This is a genomic window from Arthrobacter sp. Soil763, from assembly GCF_001428365.1.
Taxonomy (GTDB): Bacteria; Actinomycetota; Actinomycetes; order Actinomycetales; family Micrococcaceae; genus Arthrobacter.
In genome coordinates this window covers 253,245-272,097 of sequence record NZ_LMSH01000001.1, presented here as the reverse complement: position 1 = coordinate 272,097, position 18,853 = coordinate 253,245, and the positions used below count along the sequence as shown (strand labels likewise).

Annotated in this window: 20 protein-coding genes and 3 tRNA genes; 17 read left to right on the top strand and 6 right to left on the bottom strand. The window is 69.5% G+C overall.

The genetic code is table 11. From position 1 onward, the window contains the following. Positions 1–4 precede the first annotated feature (4 nt). Positions 5–985: an ATP-binding cassette domain-containing protein gene (locus ASG71_RS01250; RefSeq protein ID WP_056737167.1), complete on the top strand. Its 981-nt coding sequence runs from the start codon at positions 5–7 to the stop codon at positions 983–985. After that, entirely contained in the window at positions 975–1,832 is an 858-nt protein-coding gene (locus ASG71_RS01245; RefSeq protein ID WP_056736294.1) for an ABC transporter permease, read from the top strand. The genes ASG71_RS01250 and ASG71_RS01245 overlap by 11 nt, the downstream gene beginning before the upstream one ends. Before the next feature lie 12 nt (positions 1,833–1,844). On the opposite strand, the gene ASG71_RS01240 is transcribed toward ASG71_RS01245, so the two are convergent. From ASG71_RS01240 to ASG71_RS01225, 4 genes are all read right to left on the bottom strand, one after another. Next, positions 1,845–2,765: a cation diffusion facilitator family transporter gene (locus tag ASG71_RS01240; protein WP_056736292.1), complete on the bottom strand. Its 921-nt coding sequence runs from the start codon at positions 2,763–2,765 to the stop codon at positions 1,845–1,847. A gap of 101 nt (positions 2,766–2,866) precedes the next feature. Continuing rightward, positions 2,867–3,322 (bottom strand): metallopeptidase family protein, encoded by a 456-nt coding sequence (locus tag ASG71_RS01235; protein ID WP_056736290.1) that lies wholly within the window; start codon positions 3,320–3,322, stop codon positions 2,867–2,869. 9 nt (positions 3,323–3,331) lie between these two features. Then, positions 3,332–4,345, bottom strand: coding sequence for a DMT family transporter (locus ASG71_RS01230; protein ID WP_235563897.1), 1,014 nt, complete (start codon positions 4,343–4,345; stop codon positions 3,332–3,334). Between the two features lie 85 nt (positions 4,346–4,430). After that, positions 4,431–5,477, bottom strand: coding sequence for a PHP domain-containing protein (locus ASG71_RS01225; RefSeq protein WP_056736288.1), 1,047 nt, complete (start codon positions 5,475–5,477; stop codon positions 4,431–4,433). 196 nt (positions 5,478–5,673) lie between these two features. Between ASG71_RS01225 and ASG71_RS01220 the strand changes: the two genes are divergently transcribed. The 15 genes from ASG71_RS01220 (at position 5,674) to ASG71_RS01150 (ending at position 16,991) form a co-directional block, all read left to right on the top strand. Continuing rightward, positions 5,674–5,746: transfer RNA gene (locus ASG71_RS01220), tRNA-Glu, on the top strand. A 101-nt stretch (positions 5,747–5,847) separates the two neighbouring features. Beyond that, positions 5,848–5,921: transfer RNA gene (locus ASG71_RS01215), tRNA-Asp, on the top strand. Between the two features lie 48 nt (positions 5,922–5,969). Beyond that, a tRNA-Phe gene (locus ASG71_RS01210) sits at positions 5,970–6,045 on the top strand. A 325-nt stretch (positions 6,046–6,370) separates the two neighbouring features. Next, the gene (locus tag ASG71_RS01205) at positions 6,371–9,121 is read left to right on the top strand and encodes an ABC transporter transmembrane domain-containing protein (protein WP_056736286.1); all 2,751 of its coding nucleotides are present in this window, start codon (positions 6,371–6,373) and stop codon (positions 9,119–9,121) included. A gap of 147 nt (positions 9,122–9,268) precedes the next feature. Beyond that, positions 9,269–9,718, top strand: coding sequence for a hypothetical protein (locus ASG71_RS01200; RefSeq protein ID WP_157366141.1), 450 nt, complete (start codon positions 9,269–9,271; stop codon positions 9,716–9,718). 98 nt (positions 9,719–9,816) lie between these two features. Then, entirely contained in the window at positions 9,817–10,293 is a 477-nt protein-coding gene (locus ASG71_RS01195) for an Asp23/Gls24 family envelope stress response protein (protein ID WP_056736283.1), read from the top strand. Further along, positions 10,290–10,481 (top strand): hypothetical protein, encoded by a 192-nt coding sequence (locus ASG71_RS01190; protein ID WP_056736281.1) that lies wholly within the window; start codon positions 10,290–10,292, stop codon positions 10,479–10,481. The genes ASG71_RS01195 and ASG71_RS01190 overlap by 4 nt, the downstream gene beginning before the upstream one ends. Further along, on the top strand, positions 10,478–10,846 hold the full coding sequence (locus ASG71_RS01185) for a hypothetical protein (RefSeq protein ID WP_056736279.1): 369 nt from the start codon (positions 10,478–10,480) through the stop codon (positions 10,844–10,846). The genes ASG71_RS01190 and ASG71_RS01185 overlap by 4 nt, the downstream gene beginning before the upstream one ends. Continuing rightward, positions 10,843–11,493 carry a DUF6286 domain-containing protein gene (locus tag ASG71_RS01180; protein WP_056736277.1) on the top strand — a complete coding sequence of 217 codons (651 nt, stop codon included), beginning with the start codon at positions 10,843–10,845 and terminating at the stop codon, positions 11,491–11,493. Before ASG71_RS01185 ends, ASG71_RS01180 begins: the two co-directional genes overlap by 4 nt. Further along, complete coding sequence (locus ASG71_RS01175) at positions 11,490–12,101, top strand: hypothetical protein (RefSeq protein WP_056736276.1); 612 nt, start codon at positions 11,490–11,492, stop codon at positions 12,099–12,101. Before ASG71_RS01180 ends, ASG71_RS01175 begins: the two co-directional genes overlap by 4 nt. A 240-nt stretch (positions 12,102–12,341) precedes the next feature. Then, entirely contained in the window at positions 12,342–13,631 is a 1,290-nt protein-coding gene (locus tag ASG71_RS01170; protein WP_056736274.1) for an ABC transporter substrate-binding protein, read from the top strand. Between the two features lie 7 nt (positions 13,632–13,638). Then, positions 13,639–14,676: a carbohydrate ABC transporter permease gene (locus ASG71_RS01165; RefSeq protein ID WP_056736272.1), complete on the top strand. Its 1,038-nt coding sequence runs from the start codon at positions 13,639–13,641 to the stop codon at positions 14,674–14,676. Continuing rightward, positions 14,673–15,560 (top strand): carbohydrate ABC transporter permease, encoded by an 888-nt coding sequence (locus ASG71_RS01160; RefSeq protein ID WP_056736271.1) that lies wholly within the window; start codon positions 14,673–14,675, stop codon positions 15,558–15,560. Before ASG71_RS01165 ends, ASG71_RS01160 begins: the two co-directional genes overlap by 4 nt. A 39-nt stretch (positions 15,561–15,599) precedes the next feature. After that, positions 15,600–15,848: a hypothetical protein gene (locus ASG71_RS01155; protein WP_056736269.1), complete on the top strand. Its 249-nt coding sequence runs from the start codon at positions 15,600–15,602 to the stop codon at positions 15,846–15,848. 84 nt (positions 15,849–15,932) lie between these two features. Beyond that, complete coding sequence (locus tag ASG71_RS01150; protein ID WP_056736267.1) at positions 15,933–16,991, top strand: LacI family DNA-binding transcriptional regulator; 1,059 nt, start codon at positions 15,933–15,935, stop codon at positions 16,989–16,991. A 4-nt stretch (positions 16,992–16,995) separates the two neighbouring features. On the opposite strand, the gene ASG71_RS01145 is transcribed toward ASG71_RS01150, so the two are convergent. Beyond that, positions 16,996–17,901: a hypothetical protein gene (locus ASG71_RS01145; protein WP_056736265.1), complete on the bottom strand. Its 906-nt coding sequence runs from the start codon at positions 17,899–17,901 to the stop codon at positions 16,996–16,998. A gap of 31 nt (positions 17,902–17,932) precedes the next feature. Continuing rightward, positions 17,933–18,739, bottom strand: a complete 807-nt coding sequence (locus ASG71_RS01140) for an exodeoxyribonuclease III (RefSeq protein ID WP_056736264.1) — start codon at positions 18,737–18,739, stop codon at positions 17,933–17,935. Positions 18,740–18,853: the final 114 nt, after the last annotated feature.

The following is an 18,853-nucleotide window of genomic DNA, read 5'->3' as shown; positions in this document are numbered from 1 at the left end:
CGAACTGAGCATCGAGACACGGGGCCTGAGCAAGCGCTTCGGCCGGCAACTGGCGGTCGACGGGATCGACCTGGCCGTGCCCCGGGGCTCGGTGTTCGGGTTTCTGGGCCCCAACGGCTCCGGCAAGACCACCACCATCCGGATCCTCCTGGGGCTGGCCGCAGCCTCCGGCGGGTCGGTCCGGGTCCTCGGCCGGGAGATGCCTCGGCAGCTGCGCACCGTGCTGCCCCGGGTCGGTGCCCTGGTCGAGGGGCCGGCGTTTTACCCGTTCCTCTCCGGGGCCGCGAACCTGCAGCGCTTCGATGCCGCGGATCCGGACGCTCCGGCCCGGACGCGGCAGGCGCGGGTGCGCACCGCCCTGGAACGGGTCGGCCTGGCGCACGCCGCGGACAAGAAGGTGCGGGCCTATTCGCTCGGGATGAAGCAGCGGCTGGGGATCGCCAACGCCCTGCTGGCACCCCGCGAGCTGCTGGTCCTGGACGAACCGACGAACGGGCTGGACCCGCAGGGCACCCGGGAGGTGCGGCACCTGGTCCGGTCACTGGCAGCGGACGGGGCCACCGTGTTTGTCTCCAGCCACCTGCTCGCGGAGGTGGAGCAGATCTGCACCCACGCGGCGATCATGAGCGCCGGGCGGCTCGTGGCGCAGGGTGCCCTGGCGGAGCTGCGGCAGGCCGGCCAGCCGGGGGTGCGGCTGGTGACCCCGGATCCCGGTGCTGCCGCGGCGGTGCTGGCCCGCTTCGGGTTGACGCACGACGGCGGCGCCCCCGGGAGCGGCACGCCCGGCGGTGCGCCCGGCAATGCGTCGGACGGGGCGGTGCTGCGCGCCCGATTGCCGGCCGGGCCGGACACCCCGGCGCCGGAAACCCTCGTCGCGGCGCTGGTGGCGGAGGGAGTCCGGGTCCGGGGCTTCACCGTGGAGCAGGGCAGCCTCGAGGACCGCTTCGTTGAACTGACGGGGGAGGGGTTCGACGTTGCCCAGTGACCGGAGGCCGGCTGGTTCCGGACCGACATCCCTGCCCGGGCTGCGGCTGCTCGGCTCCGAGCTCGGCGTGCTGTTCCGGCGCCGCCGGACCTGGGCCATGCTTCTCGCGCTCGCCGCCGTCCCGGTGCTGATCGCCGTCGCGGTGCGGCTCTCCTCGGCGGTCCCGCCCGGACGGGGCCCTGCCTTCCTGGACCAGATCAGCCAGAACGGGCTCTTCGTCGGCATCACCGCCATGCTCGTCGCTGTCCCGCTCTTCCTGCCGCTCACGATCGGCGTGGTGGCCGGAGACACGGTGGCGGGCGAGGCCAGTCTGGGCACCCTCCGCTACCTTCTCGCAGGCCCCGCCGGCCGGGGCCGGCTGCTGCTGGTCAAGTACGCCGGCGCCGTGCTCTTCGCCGTCGCGGCACCGTTCACGATCGCCCTCGTCGGGGCCGGCATCGGAGCCGTGCTCTTCCCGGTGGGACCGGTGACCCTGCTGTCCGGGGACTCGATCGGACCCGCCGAGGCGGTGGGACGACTGCTGCTGATCGCCGCGTACCTGGCCGTATCGCTCGTGGGCCTGGCCGCCGTCGGACTGTTCATGTCCACCCTCACCGACGTGCCCGTCGGCGCAATGGCGGCCACGGTGGTCCTGGCGGTCGTCACCCAGGTCGCGGACGCGCTGCCGCAGCTGGACTGGCTGCATCCGTGGCTCTTCAGCCACCGCTGGCTGGACTTCGCCGATCTGCTGCGCCAGCCCGTGGTCTGGGATTCGTTTGCTGCCAATGCCCTGCTGCAGGCCGGCTACGTGGCGGTGTTCGGCGCGCTGGCCTACGCCCGGCTCGCGACCAAAGACATCCTGTCCTAAAGCGGTCCGGCCTTAGGCGTGCTGGTGGGCCTCGTGCTCCGCATGCGTGGCCGGTTCGAGCTGGAAGGTGCAGTGCTCGGTATCGAAATGCGAGCCCAGGCAGGTCACCAGCTTGTCCAGCACGCGGTCCGCCCCGCGCGCGCCCAGCGCCTCGTCCTCCACGACGACGTGGGCAGAGAAAACCGGGACGCCGGAGGTGATGGTCCAGATGTGGATGTCGTGGACGGATACGACGCCGTCCACGGACATGATGTGCTCGCGGATCATCTGGACGTCCACACCCTTGGGAGTGGCCTCGAGGAGCACGTCCACGACGTCGCGCAGCAGGTGCCAGGCGCGGGGCAGGATCATCAGCGCGATTAGGATCGAGGCGATGGTGTCCGCGGCCTGGTAACCGGTCACCATGATGACGACGGCAGCGGCGATCACGGCGAAGGAACCCAGCAGGTCACCGAGCACCTCAAGGTAGGCGCCGCGGACATTGAGGCTTTCCTTCTGGGCGCCGCGGAGGATCAGCAGCGAGACCAGGTTGGCCACCGCGCCCAGCACGGCGGCGAACAGCATGACGTCGGTGTGCACCTCGGGGGCCGAGCCAAGCCGCCGCAGGGCTTCCGTGAAGATGACGACGGAGATGACGATCAGCACCAGCGCGTTGGCCAGGGCAGCCAGGACCTCGGCCCGCTGGTAGCCGTAGGTCCGCTGGTCGCTCGCGGGCCGGGCGGCGATCCAGGCGGCCAGCAGCGCGATGAAAACCCCGGCGGCGTCGGAGAGCATGTGCCCTGCGTCGGCCAGCAGCGCCAGGGACCCGGAAAACACGGCCCCCGCGACCTGGATCAGGACCACGGACAGCGTGATGCCCAGGACGGCGACCAGGCGCTTCCGGTGCTTCCCGGTGGCCGTGATGCCGTGCGAATGGCTGTGGTCGTGTCCCATGGGTTAAAGGCTAGCCGCCCGCGCAGGCCGGGGCGCATCCGGGCCCTGGCGGCCGGGCAGGACGGTTGCCACGCAGCTGCCGGGAGGCCGGTCCGGCCCGGCTACCCCCAGCCCAGTTCGTGCAGCCGCTCGTCGCTGATGCCGAAGTGGTGCGCGACCTCATGGACCACGGTGACGGTCACTTCCTCGACCACGTCCTCGCGGGACGCACACAGCTCCAGGATCGGCTGGCGGTAGATGATGATCCGGTCCGGCAGCGAGCCCGCGTCCCACCAGGAATCCCGCTCGGTCAGCGGTACCCCTTCGTAGAGGCCCAGGAGCACCGTGTCCGGGTCTTCGCCTGGCTGCGGGACGTAATCGTCTTCGATGAAGACGGCGACGTTGTCCATGGTCCTGGCCAGCTCCGCCGGGATCCGGGCCAGGGCATCGCTGACCGCCGCCTCGAAGTCGTCCTCCGACATGGGGAACGGCGCGCCGGCGGGCAGCTGCGGGCCGGGTCCGCCGTCGTCGCCTCCGGACGGCAGGATCGGCAGCCCGGGCGGCAGGGAAACTGGCATGCCGGAATCCTACGCCCCGGCCGGGGTGCGGCGGCGCGGGCGGCGACGGGTCAGGGCGACGCCGACCAGGCAGATCGCCCCGCCCACCAGGCCCCAGACGGTGGGAATCTCGCCAAGGACCAGCCAGGAGATCAGGATGGTGGTGCCGGGCACGAGGTAGGTCGTGGCGGCGAGCCGCCCGGCGTCGATCAGGGACAGGGCGTAGGCCCACGTGGTGAACGCGATCGCCGTGGGGAAAACGCCAAGGTAGACCAGGCCCAGCGTGGCCGGCAGAGGAGCGGCTTGCACCTCGGCGACGAGCTGGCCGCTGAAGGGCAGGCAGCACAACGCGCCGATCAGGATGCCGTACCAGGTGGCCTGGGCCGCGGGAAGCTTCCGCAGGACCGGCTTTTGCACGATCACGCTGACCGCCGCCAGGGCCGCGGCGAGCAGGCAGAGGAGCACTCCGGCCACATCCGCCGTCGACCGCTGGCCGGAGCCGAGGGCGATCACCGCCACGCCGCCGAAAGCCACCAGGCTGCCGATGATCAGCCAGCGCGGGAAGCCCTCCTTCAGGATGATGCCGGCCATGACGGCGACCAGAATGGGGTTGACATTGATCAGCAGCGCCGCGGTGCCGGCGTCGAGCAGGTGTTCGGCGGCATTGAGCGCGACGTTGTAGCCGCCAAACCACATCACGCCGTACGCCAGGATCGGCCACCATTCCCGCCCGCGGGGCAGCGTGGCCGCCTTCCGGAAGGTCGGGAGCACCACCAGGCCCAGCACGACGGCGGCCACGGCGAGACGTCCCAGGGTGAGCGCACCGGGCGAGAAGCGCGGCCCGACGGCGCGGATGCCCACGAACGCCGAGGCCCAGAGCACCACGGTCACGACGACGGCGGCGATCCCGAGCCTGCTGATCTGCCCGGACGGCAGGTCCGCCTGGCGGGAAGGGTGGGCGGCGGGGGCCGCGGCGCCGGGCTCGGGCGCCGGGGCGGCGGGGGTGATGCTGTCGGGCCGGGGAGTGCCGGTGGATGTTGCCATGCAGTCAATCTAGCCGGTACCGGGGCGCTGCGGCTGGCGGAAATCGGTCACGTCTCGTCGGTTTCCCGCCAAAATTCCGCGGGCGTCAGCGGCGCGCCCAGTCGAGCAGCCGGTCCACCGGCCAGGTGGTGATGATCCGCTCCGCTGGGACGCCGTTCCGCGCAGCACGTTCCGCGCCGTATTGCAGGAAGTCCAGCTGCCCCGGGGCATGGGCGTCGCTGTCGATGCTGAACAGGCAGCCGGCGTCCAGGGCCTGCTGGATCAGTTCGTCCGGCGGGTCCTGCCGCTCCGGCCTGGCGTTGATCTCGACCGCCACGTCATGTTCCGCGCACGCCGCGAAGACGCGCTTGGCGTCAAAGTCCGACGGCGGGCGGGTGCCGCGCGAGCCGTTCAGCAGCCGGCCGGTGCAATGGCCCAGCACCCGCGTGTGCGGATCGGCGATCCCGGCCAGCATGCGACGGGTCATGGTGCGGCTGTCCGAGCGGAGCTTCGAGTGCACGCTTGCCACCACCAAGTCCAGGCGGTCCAGCAGCTCCGGGGCCTGGTCCAGGGTGCCGTCCTCCAGGATGTCCACCTCGATGCCGGCGAGCAGCCGGACCCCCGCCGCCCCGGCTTCACCGTTGCCCGCGCCCTTGCCGCCGTCGGTGCCGAGCCCGGCAATGACGTCCAGCTGTTTGGTGAGCCGTTCGGCGCTGAGCCCGTTTGCGATCCGCAGGGTGGGGGAGTGGTCGGTCAGGGCGAGGTATTCGCGGCCCAGCAGCGCGGCCGCTTCGAGCATGGCCTCGATCGGCGAGCCGCCGTCGGACCAATCGCTGTGGGTGTGCAGATCGCCGCGCAGCTGCGCCAGCAGTTCCCCGCCGCCCTCGGCCAGCGGGGCAGCGCCGCGTTCCCGCAGCGCGGCCAGATAGTCGGGCACGCCGCCGTCGACCGCCTGCGATATCACCTCGAAGGTCCGGTCCCCGATGCCCTTGGTCCGCTTGAGCCGGCCGTCCGCCACACGCGCGGCCAGTTCCTCGGCCGGCAGGTCCGCAATAACGGCGGCCGCCTTGCGGAACGCCTGGACCTTGAAGGTGGTGGCGCGATCTCGTTCAAGCCAGAAGGCGATCTCATTCAGCGCAGCTGTGGCATCCATCCGACCATCATTGGCCTATCCGGGCGGGTGCTGTCCAGAGCTTATTCCCGGGTCGGGGCACCAATTTTGGAGATTCCGGAACTTGGCCCTATAGTTTTATAGGTCCAGTTCGGAGGAACCCGAAGGGCGCTGAAACGGAAGGCTTAGGCCCGAAATTTTTGCCCTTGCTGCAGTGGTTTTACCGGACGGAGTCCTGGCCCCCATCGTCTAGCGGCCTAGGACACCGCCCTTTCACGGCGGCGGCACGGGTTCGAATCCCGTTGGGGGTACGCAAGGAAACTGGTCAAACCGGCTAAAAAAGTCTGGTAGGCTAAAGACCTTGAAAAAACGCGGTAGCGATACTGCGGAAGCAAGAAAGCAGTACAAGCAAGGCCCTGTAGCGCAGTTGGTTAGCGCGCCGCCCTGTCACGGCGGAGGTCGCGGGTTCAAGTCCCGTCAGGGTCGCTCTGATTGCCAGAAGAAATTCCGGCCGTCATGGTGACATGTCACCTAGGCTCTGTAGCTCAGTTGGTAGAGCGTTCGACTGAAAATCGAAAGGTCACCGGATCGACGCCGGTCGGAGCCACCAGCTAGAAAACCCCGCAGTTCCCAGTTTTTACACGGGAACGGCGGGGTTTTTCGTTTTAAACCCGTCCCTGCTCAGCGAAGCCCTCTCAGCTGCACCGGCACCTCGTCGAACGGCGGGCCGGCGCCGGCAGGTGGACATACCTTTCAGTTGCTGGCGATGAACGGGCCGCAGTGTCCTAGACAGGCGACGGCGCACGGGGTAGACATTGAGCGGACCCGTTGCGTAGAGGGGGAGGACGCTCTGTGGAGATCGCCGACATCGTTGATCTGCTCGAGATGAACACCCCTGTGCGCGGGGGCGTCCCGGGGCGGGGCGCCGGATGTTTGTGACTTTTTGGCGGTTCCGCCGAGCCCTGAAACCGCGCGCCGTCGCGCTGGCTGCCGGGGCTGCCCTGGTGGTCCTCGCGGCTGCCTTGCAGGTGGCCCTGCCGTGGCCGCTGAAGATCATTGTCGATGATGTGCTCAAGAACCCGGGCGGTGCGGGCCAGAACGAGTTCCTGCGGGCCATCGGTGCGGCCGGGCTGGAGCGGCAGCAGTTGCTGTGGGTGGCCATAGCGTGCCTGTTGGCGCTGACAGTGGCCAACGCGGCAGCCCACTACTTCGGGGCCCGGCTCCTCAACGGCGTCGGCGAGCGGGTCATGGCCTCCATCCGCTCCGAGGTGTTCACCCACCTCCAGCGCCTGTCGCTGTCCTTCCACGACAAGCAGAGGCTCGGTGACCTGGTAACGCGGGCGACGACGGACATCGACTACGTCCGGGCCATGATCATCTCTATGCTGGCGGTCCTGGTGCCGAACATCCTCATCCTGGCGTTCATCACGACGATCTGCATCGTCGTCGACCCGGGCTTCGCCCTGATTGCCCTGGCCGTCTCACCGGTGCTGTTCGCCACCGTGCTGCTGTACCGCCCCCGCATCAAGGCCGCGTCCCGGGCCGCGCGCAAAAAGGACAGCGATATTGCCTCCACGATGACCGAGACCTTCTCCTCGGTGCGGGTCATGCAGTCCTCCTCCAGCGAGGCGCGCCACGAAGCCGACTTCCAGGACCGCAACGCTGCGCGGATGACGGCGGGCCTGCGGCTGGTCCGGCTCCAGGCCGCCCTGTCCCCGCTCGTGGATGTCATCGTCACACTCGGTACCGTCGTGGTGCTGTGGGCCGGGGTCCAGCGGGTGCTGGACGGGTCGATGACCTTGGGCCTGCTGCTGGTTTTCCTGGCCTACCTCAAGGCCCTTTACGATCCGATGAAGGAACTCTCCAAGCTGACGACGGTCATGAGCCGGGGCCAGGTCAGCGCCGAGCGGCTCCAGGACGTCCTCAACACCGCACCGGCGATAACGGATCCCCCCGGTGCGCCGCCGGCTCCCCAGCTGGCGGGCGCGGTTGAGCTGCGGGACGTCGACTTCCACTACGACGACGCCGAGGTGCTGCACAAGATCAACCTGCGGGTGGAGCCGGGCCGGATGATCGCACTGACCGGGCCCACAGGGGCGGGCAAGTCGACGGTGGTCAGCCTCATCCCGCGGCTCTACGACGTGACGGGCGGCGCCGTCCTCCTGGACGGCATGGACGTCCGCGACCTCCAGCTGGCCACCGTGCGCCGGCAAATCTCGATGGTGCTGCAGGAATCCATCCTGTTCCACGGCACCATCTACGACAACATCGCCTACGGATCGGATGCCGCCACCCCGGAACAGGTTTACGCCGCAGCCCACGCCGCGCACGTCGATGAGTTCGTTGACCGGCTGCCTCTGGGCTACGACACGCCGGTCGCCGAGCGGGGAGTCAGTCTTTCCGGCGGACAACGCCAGCGCATCGCGATCGCCCGGGCCCTGGTCCGCGACACACCAATCGTCATTCTGGATGAACCCACCTCCGGCCTGGACGCCATCTCCGAACAGTACGTGATGGAAGGCATGGACCGGCTCATGGCCGGGCGGACGGTCATCGTCATCGCCCACCGTCTCTCGACGCTCCGGCGCGCGGACCGGATCTACGTGCTGGACAAGGGACGGATCGTCGAAAGCGGCCACCATTCCCAGCTCCTCGCCGCCGGCGGTCTCTACAGCAGACTCGACGGACTGCAGGGCACCCCGGGGCGGCCGGTCCTGCCGCCGGCTGTCCCCGGCGTGATCCGTGAGACGGCGCCGGCCACGCCCCGGACCTCCGGAGCCCTTCCCTGGCGGGTGGGAAGGGACGGGGCCCTGGAGGTCCTGCTGGTGCACCGGCGCAACCACCAGGACTGGTCCATTCCCAAGGGAAAGGCCGAACCGGGCGAGACGGACCTGGAGTGTGCGCTGCGGGAAGTGGGCGAGGAGACGGGCCTCGTCTGCCGGGCCGGGTCCGAGCTGCCGCAGGTGACCTATCTGGACCGCCGCCGGCGCCTCAAGACAGTCCGCTACTGGGCCGCCGAGGCCCAGGGCGGAACCTTCTCGGCCAACGCGGAAGTGGACGATGCCCGCTGGTTCAGTCTCCCGGCGGCCCTGCGGACCCTGAGCGAACCACGCGAACGACCCGTGATCCTCGCCCTGGGCGTGGTGCTCGAGCGGGAACTCGGGATCCGCGCGGTGCCGGCCCGGGACAGGATGCTGTTGCTCGTCCGCGGGGCCACTGCCACGCCGCGGCACCTGTGGGACCACTCCGAAATTACCCGGCCGCTGGCCCATGAAGGACAGACGACGGCCCGCTCCCTTGAAGGCCTGGGGTCGTTCTTTGAAATAGACCGGGTGCTCTCCGCGCCCGCGGCCCGGTGCATCGACACCGTAGGACCGCTGGCACGCCGTGCGTCCCTCTCGGTGGAAGTGGCCGGCGATCTGTCCGACGGCCGGTTCGAACGGGCGATGGGGCTCGTTGACGATGCCCGTGGCACCGGGACCGTGCTCTGCACGCATGAGGATGTCATCTCCTCGGTCCTCGACCGCCTGGCCGCCCGCGACGGGACCGCCCTCGACAGCCGCGCCGGCCGCCGCCGTGGTTCGGTCTGGGCCCTGACCGGGGACGCGTCACGCTACACCTGTGCGTATTACCTCCCCATGCCCCAGGCCGTCCCGCTGCCCGGACAGTGCGCTGCCATCAACTGACTCCCGCTCCCCCCACCCCCAATCCCTCCGGGGCCGGGTTGGGGACACGCCGACAGGCACGGCTAGACTCGCACGCTGGGGAAAAAGCCATTGCCGCGGACCGCCCTGAGCCGGTCCGGGGCGCACTGCCCGACCAGAAGAGTAATTGTGAAGACCGCAGCACCGACCGTAACCGCACTCCTTGCCGCCCTGGCCCTTGCCGGGTGCTCTGCGCCCGGGACCACGGCCCCGCCCGCCCTGCCGTCGTCGTCGGCCCCGGCGGCAGCCGCCACCCCGGAAGCCGCCCCCACCGCTTCCACCGGCCCCTACGGCGGCTTCCCCTCGGCGGCCGAGGCCTGCAAGACCATTGCGGAGCAGGCCACCGGCGCCTCCCTGCTGCCGCTGTCGGCGGCGCAGGGCAAGACCGCCGAACTGGAGCAGCTCAAGGCCGAACTCAGCCGCACGGCAGAGCGGGCACCGGAGAGCATCAAGGCCGACTTCGCCGAGCTGAACCGGGTTGCCGTCGCGGGCCTGAGCGACCAGACCGTCTACTCCAGCGGCAAGTTCCAGGAGGCTATGGCCCCCGTGACCGGCTGGATTGCAGCGAACTGCAAGTAAGCCGCTCCCGCCTCGGGCCGCGCCGAATTCCCGGCGGGGCTGGCGCCCCCGTCGGTCCCTGGGACTAGGGTGGAGTCAAAGAGAAGGGGGAGTGCCAGATGGAGTACCAGGATTCTCAGCCCGCAGCGGTACCGGAGGCGGTGCCGCCGCCCGTGGCCCGCGCCGCCACCGGCCGCACCGCCACGGGCCGCACCGTCATCTCCGAAGCCGCGGTGGCCAAAGTCGCCGGCATCGCCGCCCGCGCGGTCCCGGGTGTCTATTCCCTGGGGACCGGACCGTCCCGGGCCCTGGGAGCAATCCGGGACGCCGTCGGCAGCGCCGACCACGCGGCCGGCGTGCGCGCCGAGGTCGGCGAGACGCAGGTGGCAGTGGACATCGACCTCGTCGCCCTCTACGGCACGCCGCTGCACCCGCTGGCCGACCAGATCCGGGCCGCCGTCTACGCCGCCGTCGAGGAACTGGTTGGCCTGCAGGTGATTGAAGTCAACATCGAAATCCACGACGTCTTCGTGCCCGGGCCGCCGAAACCGGCGGCTGCCGTCGAGGCGCGGCCTGCAAGGGAGGCACTGCAGTGAACCTGACCGTTGTCGGCCTGGCCGCCGGCGCTTTCCTGGCCTTTATGTCCTTCGCCTTCGGGGTCTGGGGCTTCCTGGGCTCCCTGCTCTTCATGGCCCTCGGCGCTCTGCTCGGCCGCGCGGCGGAAGGGAAACTGGACCTGCGCAGCGTCGTGGACGCCATCACGGGCCGGCGTTCCTCCTCATGAGCCTGCCCGCGGTCCGGCCCTTGGCCGGACACAACCGGATCAGCACCCAGGCTCTCACCAGCGTGGCCCGCGCGGCCGCGGCCGAGGCCCTCGGTGTGGCCGCGCAGGACGTGCGCGCCGACTGGAACGATGACGGCGGCCTGCTGGCGTTGTCGCTGGTCACCCCCATCGCCGTACCCTCGCTGACCTCGGTGCTGCGGGATCCGCACCGGGTGGCCGCCCTCGGCGGCCCCATCTGGGACCGTGCCGTGGCCGCGAAGGCTCAGATCCTGCGCCGGGTGACGGAACTGAGCGGCGCGCAGCTGAGCCGGGTGGACATCCGGATCAGCGGGGCCAGCGTCACTGACGGCGGGAGGGTCCGATGAGCCGGACTGCTGAGCGCAGCGGCACGGCAACGCCGGCCGGCGGCGCCGGGTCGCCCCCACCGGGCCGGCCCGGCGGGGCAGGCCTGGACCGGATCCTGGCCAGGGAAACCACCTCCTCCCGCGCGGCCGCCTCCGTGATCGCAGCGGTCCTGGTCATTGGGCTGTGCGGCTATGCGCTGCTGGAAACCGCGGTCCGGGCCGTCGGCCAGCCGCCGTGGCTGATCGATCCGCAGACCGCCGCGGAGCGGATCACCGCGCTGCCCGCCGGTGTGCCGCCGCTCCTGCTCGGCGCCGCCGGCGCCGTGGTCTTCGTCGCCGGGCTCTTCTTCTTCCTCAACGCCGTCCTGCCCGGCCGGCGGGCCCGGCATGTGCTCGCGAACCCGCGCGCCGCCGTCGTCGTCGACGACGAGGTGATCGCCTCGGCGCTGGCCCGCCGGGCCCGGCTTGCGGCCAACGTCACCCAGGAGCAGGTCATGGTCGTGGTGTCCCGGCGTGAGGTGCAGGTGAACGTCCGCCCCACCTCGGGGGTGCCGCTTCAGGCGGCGGACATCCAGGCGGCCGTCGAGGACGAACTGCGGGACATGGCCCCCTCGCCCCTGCCCGTGGTCCGGGTCAACCTGGCGTCCGCGGGGGTGATCGGGGCGTGAACGGCACCCCGCGGATCCTCAACCGCATCCTGCTTGGCATCCTCGGCGCCAAGCTCCTGCTGATCGGGGCGCTGCTGGTCCTGCTGGCCACCGTCCCCGCCGTCGGACGGTGGTGGCAGGGCTGGTCCGCGGACTTGTGGGGCGGCCTGCGCGGCCTGTTCGACCGGACCCGGATTCCCGGCCAGCCGGTGAGCTGGCTCTGGATGGTGATGGTGGTCCTGCTGCTGCTCGTCATCGGCCTGATGGTGGCCTGGCTGGCGCAGCAGGGGAAGGGCCGGGCCAACCTCCTGGTCGCCGAGGACGACGCCGGTCCCGTGACCGGAAATGTCCGGATCGGCGGCGGGGTGGCCGAGCAGGCCCTCCGCGCGGCACTGGCCGACCGGCCGGACCTCGCCGGGGCGACGGTGGCCACCTACGAATTCGAGGGCGAACCGGCCCTGCGGATCCGGATCCAGCCGCGCCAGGGCGTCGCTCCGCACACCCTCGCCGCGGAACTGACGGCCCTTGTGGAGGCCCTGGACGCCGTCGTGGGCAAGCGCACGCCGGTGTTGCTGCACCTCGGATCCGGGGCGCGGTCAAGGTTCCGCCGCGCCGAACGCGTCCGCTGACCCGGCGCCGGCCCGGTGACATTTTCCGAAACACCCGCCCCCTGCGTATCCCCTGTCCCGCCCCGTCTGCAGCCGCCCCTCAGGCGGACCGCCGGGGGCGCCGCGGCGGCGCTGACGGGTCTCCGTTGGGTAAAGCTGTGATGTAAACGCTTGCATTCGCTGTGGTGGTGTCGCTACTGTGATTGGCACCACAGAAACTGCACCACCGGTCCACGCCGGTACTCAGCGAGGAGCACCTGTATGAAAAACCGTAAGTACCTACTTCCTGCGGCCGCGGCCGGTGTCCTGGCCCTCTCCCTCACAGCGTGCGGAGGCGGCGGGAGCAGCTCGGGCGGCGGCGGGGCGGCCGGCGGCGGCGACGCGGCAGCCAACCTCGACGGCCGGGGTCCCATCACCTACGTGCAGGGCAAGGACAACAGCAACGTGGTCCGGCCGCTGATCGAAAAGTGGAACAAGGCGCACCCCGACGAAAAGGTCACGTTCAAGGAGCAGACCGACCAGGCCGACCAGCAGCACGATGACCTGGTCCAGAACTTCCAGGCCAAGAACGCCAACTACGACGTCGTCAGCGTCGACGTCGTCTGGACCGCGGAATTCGCCGCCAAGGGCTGGCTGCAGCCGCTCAAGGACAAGATGGCGTTGGACACCTCCGGCATGCTGGAGCCGACGATCGAAGCCGCATCCTACAAGGGCACCCTCTACGCAGCGCCGGAATCCTCCGACGGCGGCATCCTGTACTACCGCAAGGACCTGGTCCCCACGGCCCCCAAGACCTGGGACGAAATGATGGGCATGTGCTCCATCGCCAAGGCCAAGAACATCGGCTGCTACGCCGGCCAGTTCTCGAAGTATGAGGGCCTCACGGTCAACGCCTCCGAGGCGATCAACTCCTTTGGCGGTTCGGTGCTGGACAAGGACGGCAAGCCGAGCCTGAACACCGAAGAAGCCAAGGCCGGCCTGAACAACCTGGTCAAGGCCTACGCTGACGGCAACATCCCCAAGGAAGCCATCACCTACAAGGAAGAGGAATCCCGGCAGGCGTTCCAGGACGGCAAACTCCTGTTCCTGCGCAACTGGCCGTACGTCTACAACCTGGCCACCACTGAAGGCTCGTCCAAGGTCAAGGACGTCCTCGGCATGGCCCCGCTTCCCGGCAAGGACGGCCCCGGTGCCTCCTCGCTCGGCGGCCACAGCGCCGGCATGAGCGTCTACTCCAAGAACAAGGCCACCGCGCTGGACTTCCTGAAGTTCCTCACCACCGAAGAGACCCAGAAGTTCTTCGCCACCCAGGGCTCGCTTGCTCCGGTGCTGACCAAGCTCTACGACGATAAGGAACTGGTCGCCAAGCTGCCGTACCTGCCTGTGCTGAAGACCTCGATCGAGAACGCCGTGCCGCGCCCGGTGACCCCGTTCTACCCGGCCGTCACCAAGGCCATCCAGGACAACGCGTACCCGGCGATCAAGGGCGAGAAGCCTGTGGACGCCGCGCTGTCCGACATGCAGAAGTCCATCGAGACCCAGTCCAAGTAGTCCCACGATGGCAACCGAATTGGGCCCGACGCCGGTGAAGAAGCCGGCGTCGGGCGGGAACGGGCTCCACCACGCACCCAAGGGGGTGGGGGAGGACAACGTGATCGCCAGGCAGGGCAAGTGGGCGTCGTGGCTGCTGGCCCCCACCATCATTGCGTTGGCCGTGGTGATCGTTTACCCGATCATCAGCGCGATCGTCATGTCCTTCCAGGCCGACGCCGGAGTCGATCCGGAAACCGGGTTCTTCACCGAAGGCGGCCCGGCCGGCTTTACGAACTACATCAACTGGATCGCCCAGCAATGCGCCTCACCCGCGGGCGGCACCGTGGCCTGCCCGCCGGGAACCCTCGGCTCCCAGTTCTGGTCCGCGACGGCAACGACGTTCTTCTTCACCGTTGTCACCGTCGCGCTGGAAACGGTGCTCGGCTTCTGGATGGCCATGATCATGGCGCGCACCTTCAAGGGACGCAGCCTGGTCCGCGCCGCCGTGCTGGTGCCGTGGGCCATCCCCACCGCCGTCACCGCCAAGCTGTGGCTGTTCATCTTCGCCTTCGAAGGCATCGCCAACAAGCTCTTCAACACCACCATTCTGTGGACCGGCAGCGAATGGCCGGCCAAGTGGGCGGTCATCATCGCCGACGTCTGGAAAACGACGCCGTTCATGGCGCTGCTGATCCTGGCCGGCCTGCAGATGATCCCCGCCGAGGTGTACGAGGCCGCTAAGGTCGACGGCGCCACGGCGTGGCAGCGGTTCCGGATGATCACCCTGCCGCTGGTGAAACCGGCCCTTATGGTGGCCATCCTGTTCCGCACCCTGGACGCGCTGCGCATGTTCGACCTGCCGTACATCCTGACCGGCGGTGCGAACAACACCACGACGCTCTCGATCCTGGTGATCAACCAGATCAGACAGGGCTTCAACGTGGCGGCGGCGCTATCGACCATCACGTTCATCATCATTTTCCTTGTCGCCTTCATCTTCGTGCGCTTCCTTGGCGCGAATGTGGTGGAGCAGCAGACCGGCGCTAGTAAGGGGAAGAAATGACCGCCGCGACCGAGCTGCGCGCGCAGCAGGACCGGGGGCGGAAGGTCGCCCAGAACCGGGAAAAGTGGGCCCAGGGCCGGACCTACATCAGTGCCCTGGTGATCCTCATCTGGTGCCTCGCCCCCGCCTACTGGATGGTGGTGACCGCCTTCCGCGACGTCGGGTTCACCTACGACACCTCCATCCTGCCGAGTCATGTCACGCTGGATAACTTCAAGACCGCGTTCGACACATCGTTTGGAAACCGCTTCGGGCAGGCGCTGCTGAACAGTGTCTTCATCGGCGTCGTGGTGACCGTGGTGTCGCTGCTGATCGGCGTGTTCGCCGCCTACGCGCTCGCCCGGCTGAATTTCCGGTTCAAGTTCCTGGTGCTGGGATTCATCCTGGGCGCCTCGATGTTCCCGGGCGTCGCCCTGATCACCCCGCTGTTCCAGCTGTTCACCAACATCGGCTGGATGGGCACCTACCAGGCCCTGATCATCCCGAACATCTCGTTCGTGTTGCCGCTGACCGTCTACACGATGACCTCCTTCTTCCGCGAAATGCCGTGGGAGCTCGAGGAATCGGCGCGGGTGGACGGCTGCACGCAGGGCCAAGCCTTCCGTAAGGTGATCATGCCGCTCGCGGCTCCGGCCATCTTCACGACGGCGATCCTGGCCTTCATCTCCTCCTGGAATGAGTTCCTGATCGCCAGCCAGCTCTCGTCCGACGCGACCCAGCCGGTCACCGTCGCGATCGCGAGCTTCGCCGGCGCCCAGCCCAACCAGATCCCCTACACGGCGATCATGGCGGCCGGCACCATCGTGACCATCCCGCTGGTGATCCTGGTGCTGGTCTTCCAGCGCAAGATCGTCGCCGGCCTCACGGCGGGCGCCGTCAAGTGACGGCCCGCCGATGAGGTGTCGGACGATGGCAGGGACGTGATGGCGGAGAACCAGGGCGAGGTCGGCAGCACGCAGCGCCGGGTGCGCTCGGGCGAGGACTTCGACATCATCATCGGTTTCCTTGGCTTCTGGGCCGTGGTCCTGCTGGCGGTCACCGTCTGGATGGAGGTGACCGCTCAGCCGGCCCTCGGCTGGGCCCTCGGACTGCTGGTGACGCTGCTGGCACTGTACGGCATGATCCGGCTTCGACGGCGGCTGCCCGGACGGACCGGGACCCGCCGCCGCTGAGGACGGCCGAAGGATAGGACAGAGACGGCGCCGTGGGGGCGGCACGCCGGTCGCGCGGGAGCGGCCGGCCGACAAGGGGACACGGTGGCACGGACAACTGACAGGGCGCAGCGCGGCGGCCACACCGGCGTCAGCATCGAGGACGTCGCGGCCGCCGCGGGCGTGTCCACCGCCACGGTCTCCCGGGCCGTCCGCGGGCTGCCGAGGGTATCTCCCGCCACCCGGGAGAAGATCCTCGACATCGCGGCAGCCCTGGGCTACGTGGCGTCATCCTCGGCGTCGGGCCTGGCCACCGGCCGCACCCGCACCATCGGGGTGCTGGCCCCATTCGTGAGCCGCTGGTTCTTCTCCAAGGCCATCGAAGGGGCGGACCGCGAGCTGCACGGCCGCCAGTACAACCTCTCGCTGTTCAACCTTGGCGGCCACGGCAGCCACCGCGAGCGGCTCTTCAGCAAGACCATGGTCTACAAACAGATCGACGCGCTCCTGGTCCTCTGCATGGCCCTGACCCGGGAGGAACTGGAACACCTGCAGAAGATCGACATCCCGCTCGTGGTGGTTGGCGGGCACGTCGAAGGCTGCGCCTACATCGGGATCGACGACTACAAGGCGGCCTCCACCGCGGTGCGCCACCTGATCGGGCTCGGCCACACGGACATCGCGCTGCTGCACGGCGACGACGAAACGGACTTGAACTTCGACGTTCCGCGGGTGCGAATCAAGGCCTTCCAGGACGTCATGGCCCAGTCCGCGCTGGCGGTCCGGCCGGAGTGGGACGAGTGGGGGGACTTCACCGTCCGCAGCGGCCAGGAAGCGTTCCGGCGGCTGTGGGACCGGCCCGGGTCCAAGCCCACGGCGATCTTCTGCGCCTCCGACGAGATGGCCATGGGCGTCATCTTCGAGGCCCGGCGGGCGGGGCTGCGGATCCCGGAGGACCTCTCCGTCGTCGGCATCGACGACCACGAATTTTCCGCCGCCGTCGGGCTCACCACCGTCGGCCAGCGGCCCGACGAGCAGGCCGAACTCGGCACCAAGATGCTGCTGGATGAACTCGACGGGCTGGCCGGGTCCGTGCGATCCACGGTGGCCCCGCACCAGCTGATCGTCCGGGACTCGACGGCGGCCCCGCGGCCGGTCGGCTAACGGCTCAGGAGGCGCGGGCCAGCTGGCGGATCGGAATCCAGCGGGACGCGAGCCGGCGGTACGCGGCTGCGGCGCCCGTCATATCGCCCTCGGCGAGGCATTCGATCCCGAGCCGAACGTCCAGCGGCGAATCGTCCGGGTAGACCTTGTCCGCCACCGCGCCGTAGTCGAGTTCCACCACTGAGTCCGGGTGGAAAAGCTCCAGCCATTCGGTGAGCTGGGTCAGGTCCTCGAGCATGTCCAGCTCCGGAGCCGCGAGGGCCAGATGCGCGACGGCGTGCCGGACGCGCTCCAGCGCGGCAGCGAGGGTCGTCCGAATCCGGACCGTGACGATCCGGCCACCCGCCTCCACCACGTCCGTCGGGTCCGATTCCTGGAACAGGCAGAACCAGCTGAACGGAATGCCCCAGGTCGAGGCGCGGGTGTGCACCCGGGCGGCGCCCTCCCGGGCTTTTACCTGGTCGATCCGTTCCTGGTGCCGGTCCCGTTGCTCCTCGGGGATGAGAAGTTGGGCGAGCGGGCCGTGGATCCCCTCCAACAGGGCGTTGGCGGCCAGGCCGGCGCGCAGCACCAGCTGGCTCGGGCAGTACAGCAGCCGCGCGGGGCGGCTGCCGCCGTCGCCGCGGCTCCCGCCGCCGTCGCCGCTGCCGTCGCTGCCGGAGGTGCTGACCGCCAGCACCCGGACCAGGTCTGTGTGCCCGGTGGGGAAAGGGTCGCCGCCCGGCCGGGTGATGCGGCCCAGCGAGGCGAGCAACTCGGCGTTTTCGACGGCGGCGCGGGACTCGGACCGGGCCCCGGCCTCGCGCAGGGTCTCCTGCTGCCCGGCCGGAAAAGCCTCTAGCGGCTCATAGGCCCGCAGGGTCGAGGAAAACGGCAGGCCGGCCTGGCCGCGGTAGAGGCTGCCAGTCATTGCGGTCCTGCGCTTCCCCGGTGGGCGGTCATCAGCCCGCAAGCTCCACGATCACCGGAGCGTGGTCGGAGGCGCCCTTGCCCTTGCGCTCTTCGCGGTCGATCGAGGCGCCCGTGACGCGCGCGGCCAGGGCCGGGGATGCGAGGACGAAGTCGATGCGCATGCCTTCCTTCTTCGGGAAGCGCAGCTGGGTGTAGTCCCAGTAGGTGTATACGCCGGGGCCGGGGGTGTGCGGGCGGACGACGTCGGTGAAGCCGGCCTCCTCGAAGGCGTGGAAGGCGGCGCGTTCGGGGTCGCTGACGTGCGTCAGGGCGTTGGCCCGGAAGTAGTCGATGTCCCAGACGTCCTCGTCGCGCGGGGCGATGTTCCAGTCACCCATCAGGGCGATCTGCGCCTCGGGGTCGGCCTGGATCCAGCCTTCGGCGTGGCTGCGGAGCGTGTCCAGCCAGCTGAGCTTGTAGGGCATGTGCTCATCGTCGAGCGCCCGGCCGTTGGGCACGTAGAGGCTCCAGACCCGGATCCCGCCGCAGGTGGCGCCGATCGCGCGGGCCTCCTGCACCTCGTCGAGGCCGCCCTTGCCGAAGACGGGCTGGTTCAGGAAGGTGCGTTCGACGTCGTCGAGCCCCACGCGGGAGGCGATCGCCACCCCGTTCCACTGGTTCAGGCCGAAGTGGGCCACCTCGTAGCCCATCTTCTCGAACAGGTCCCAGGGGAAGTTCTCGTCCTTGCACTTGGTTTCCTGGATGGCCAGGACATCGCAGTCGGTGCGCTGGAGCCAGGCCTCAACGCGGTCGGCACGGGCACGGAGCGAGTTCACATTCCAAGTAGCAATCTTCACGGTTCCTAACTTACCGAACTTGGACTCCGCCCGGGGGAGGCCGGCGCGGGACCGTCGGACCGGGGGGCGGGGCCTGGCTGCGGGCCGCGGCTCTGGAGATTAGTAGGAAGTCCG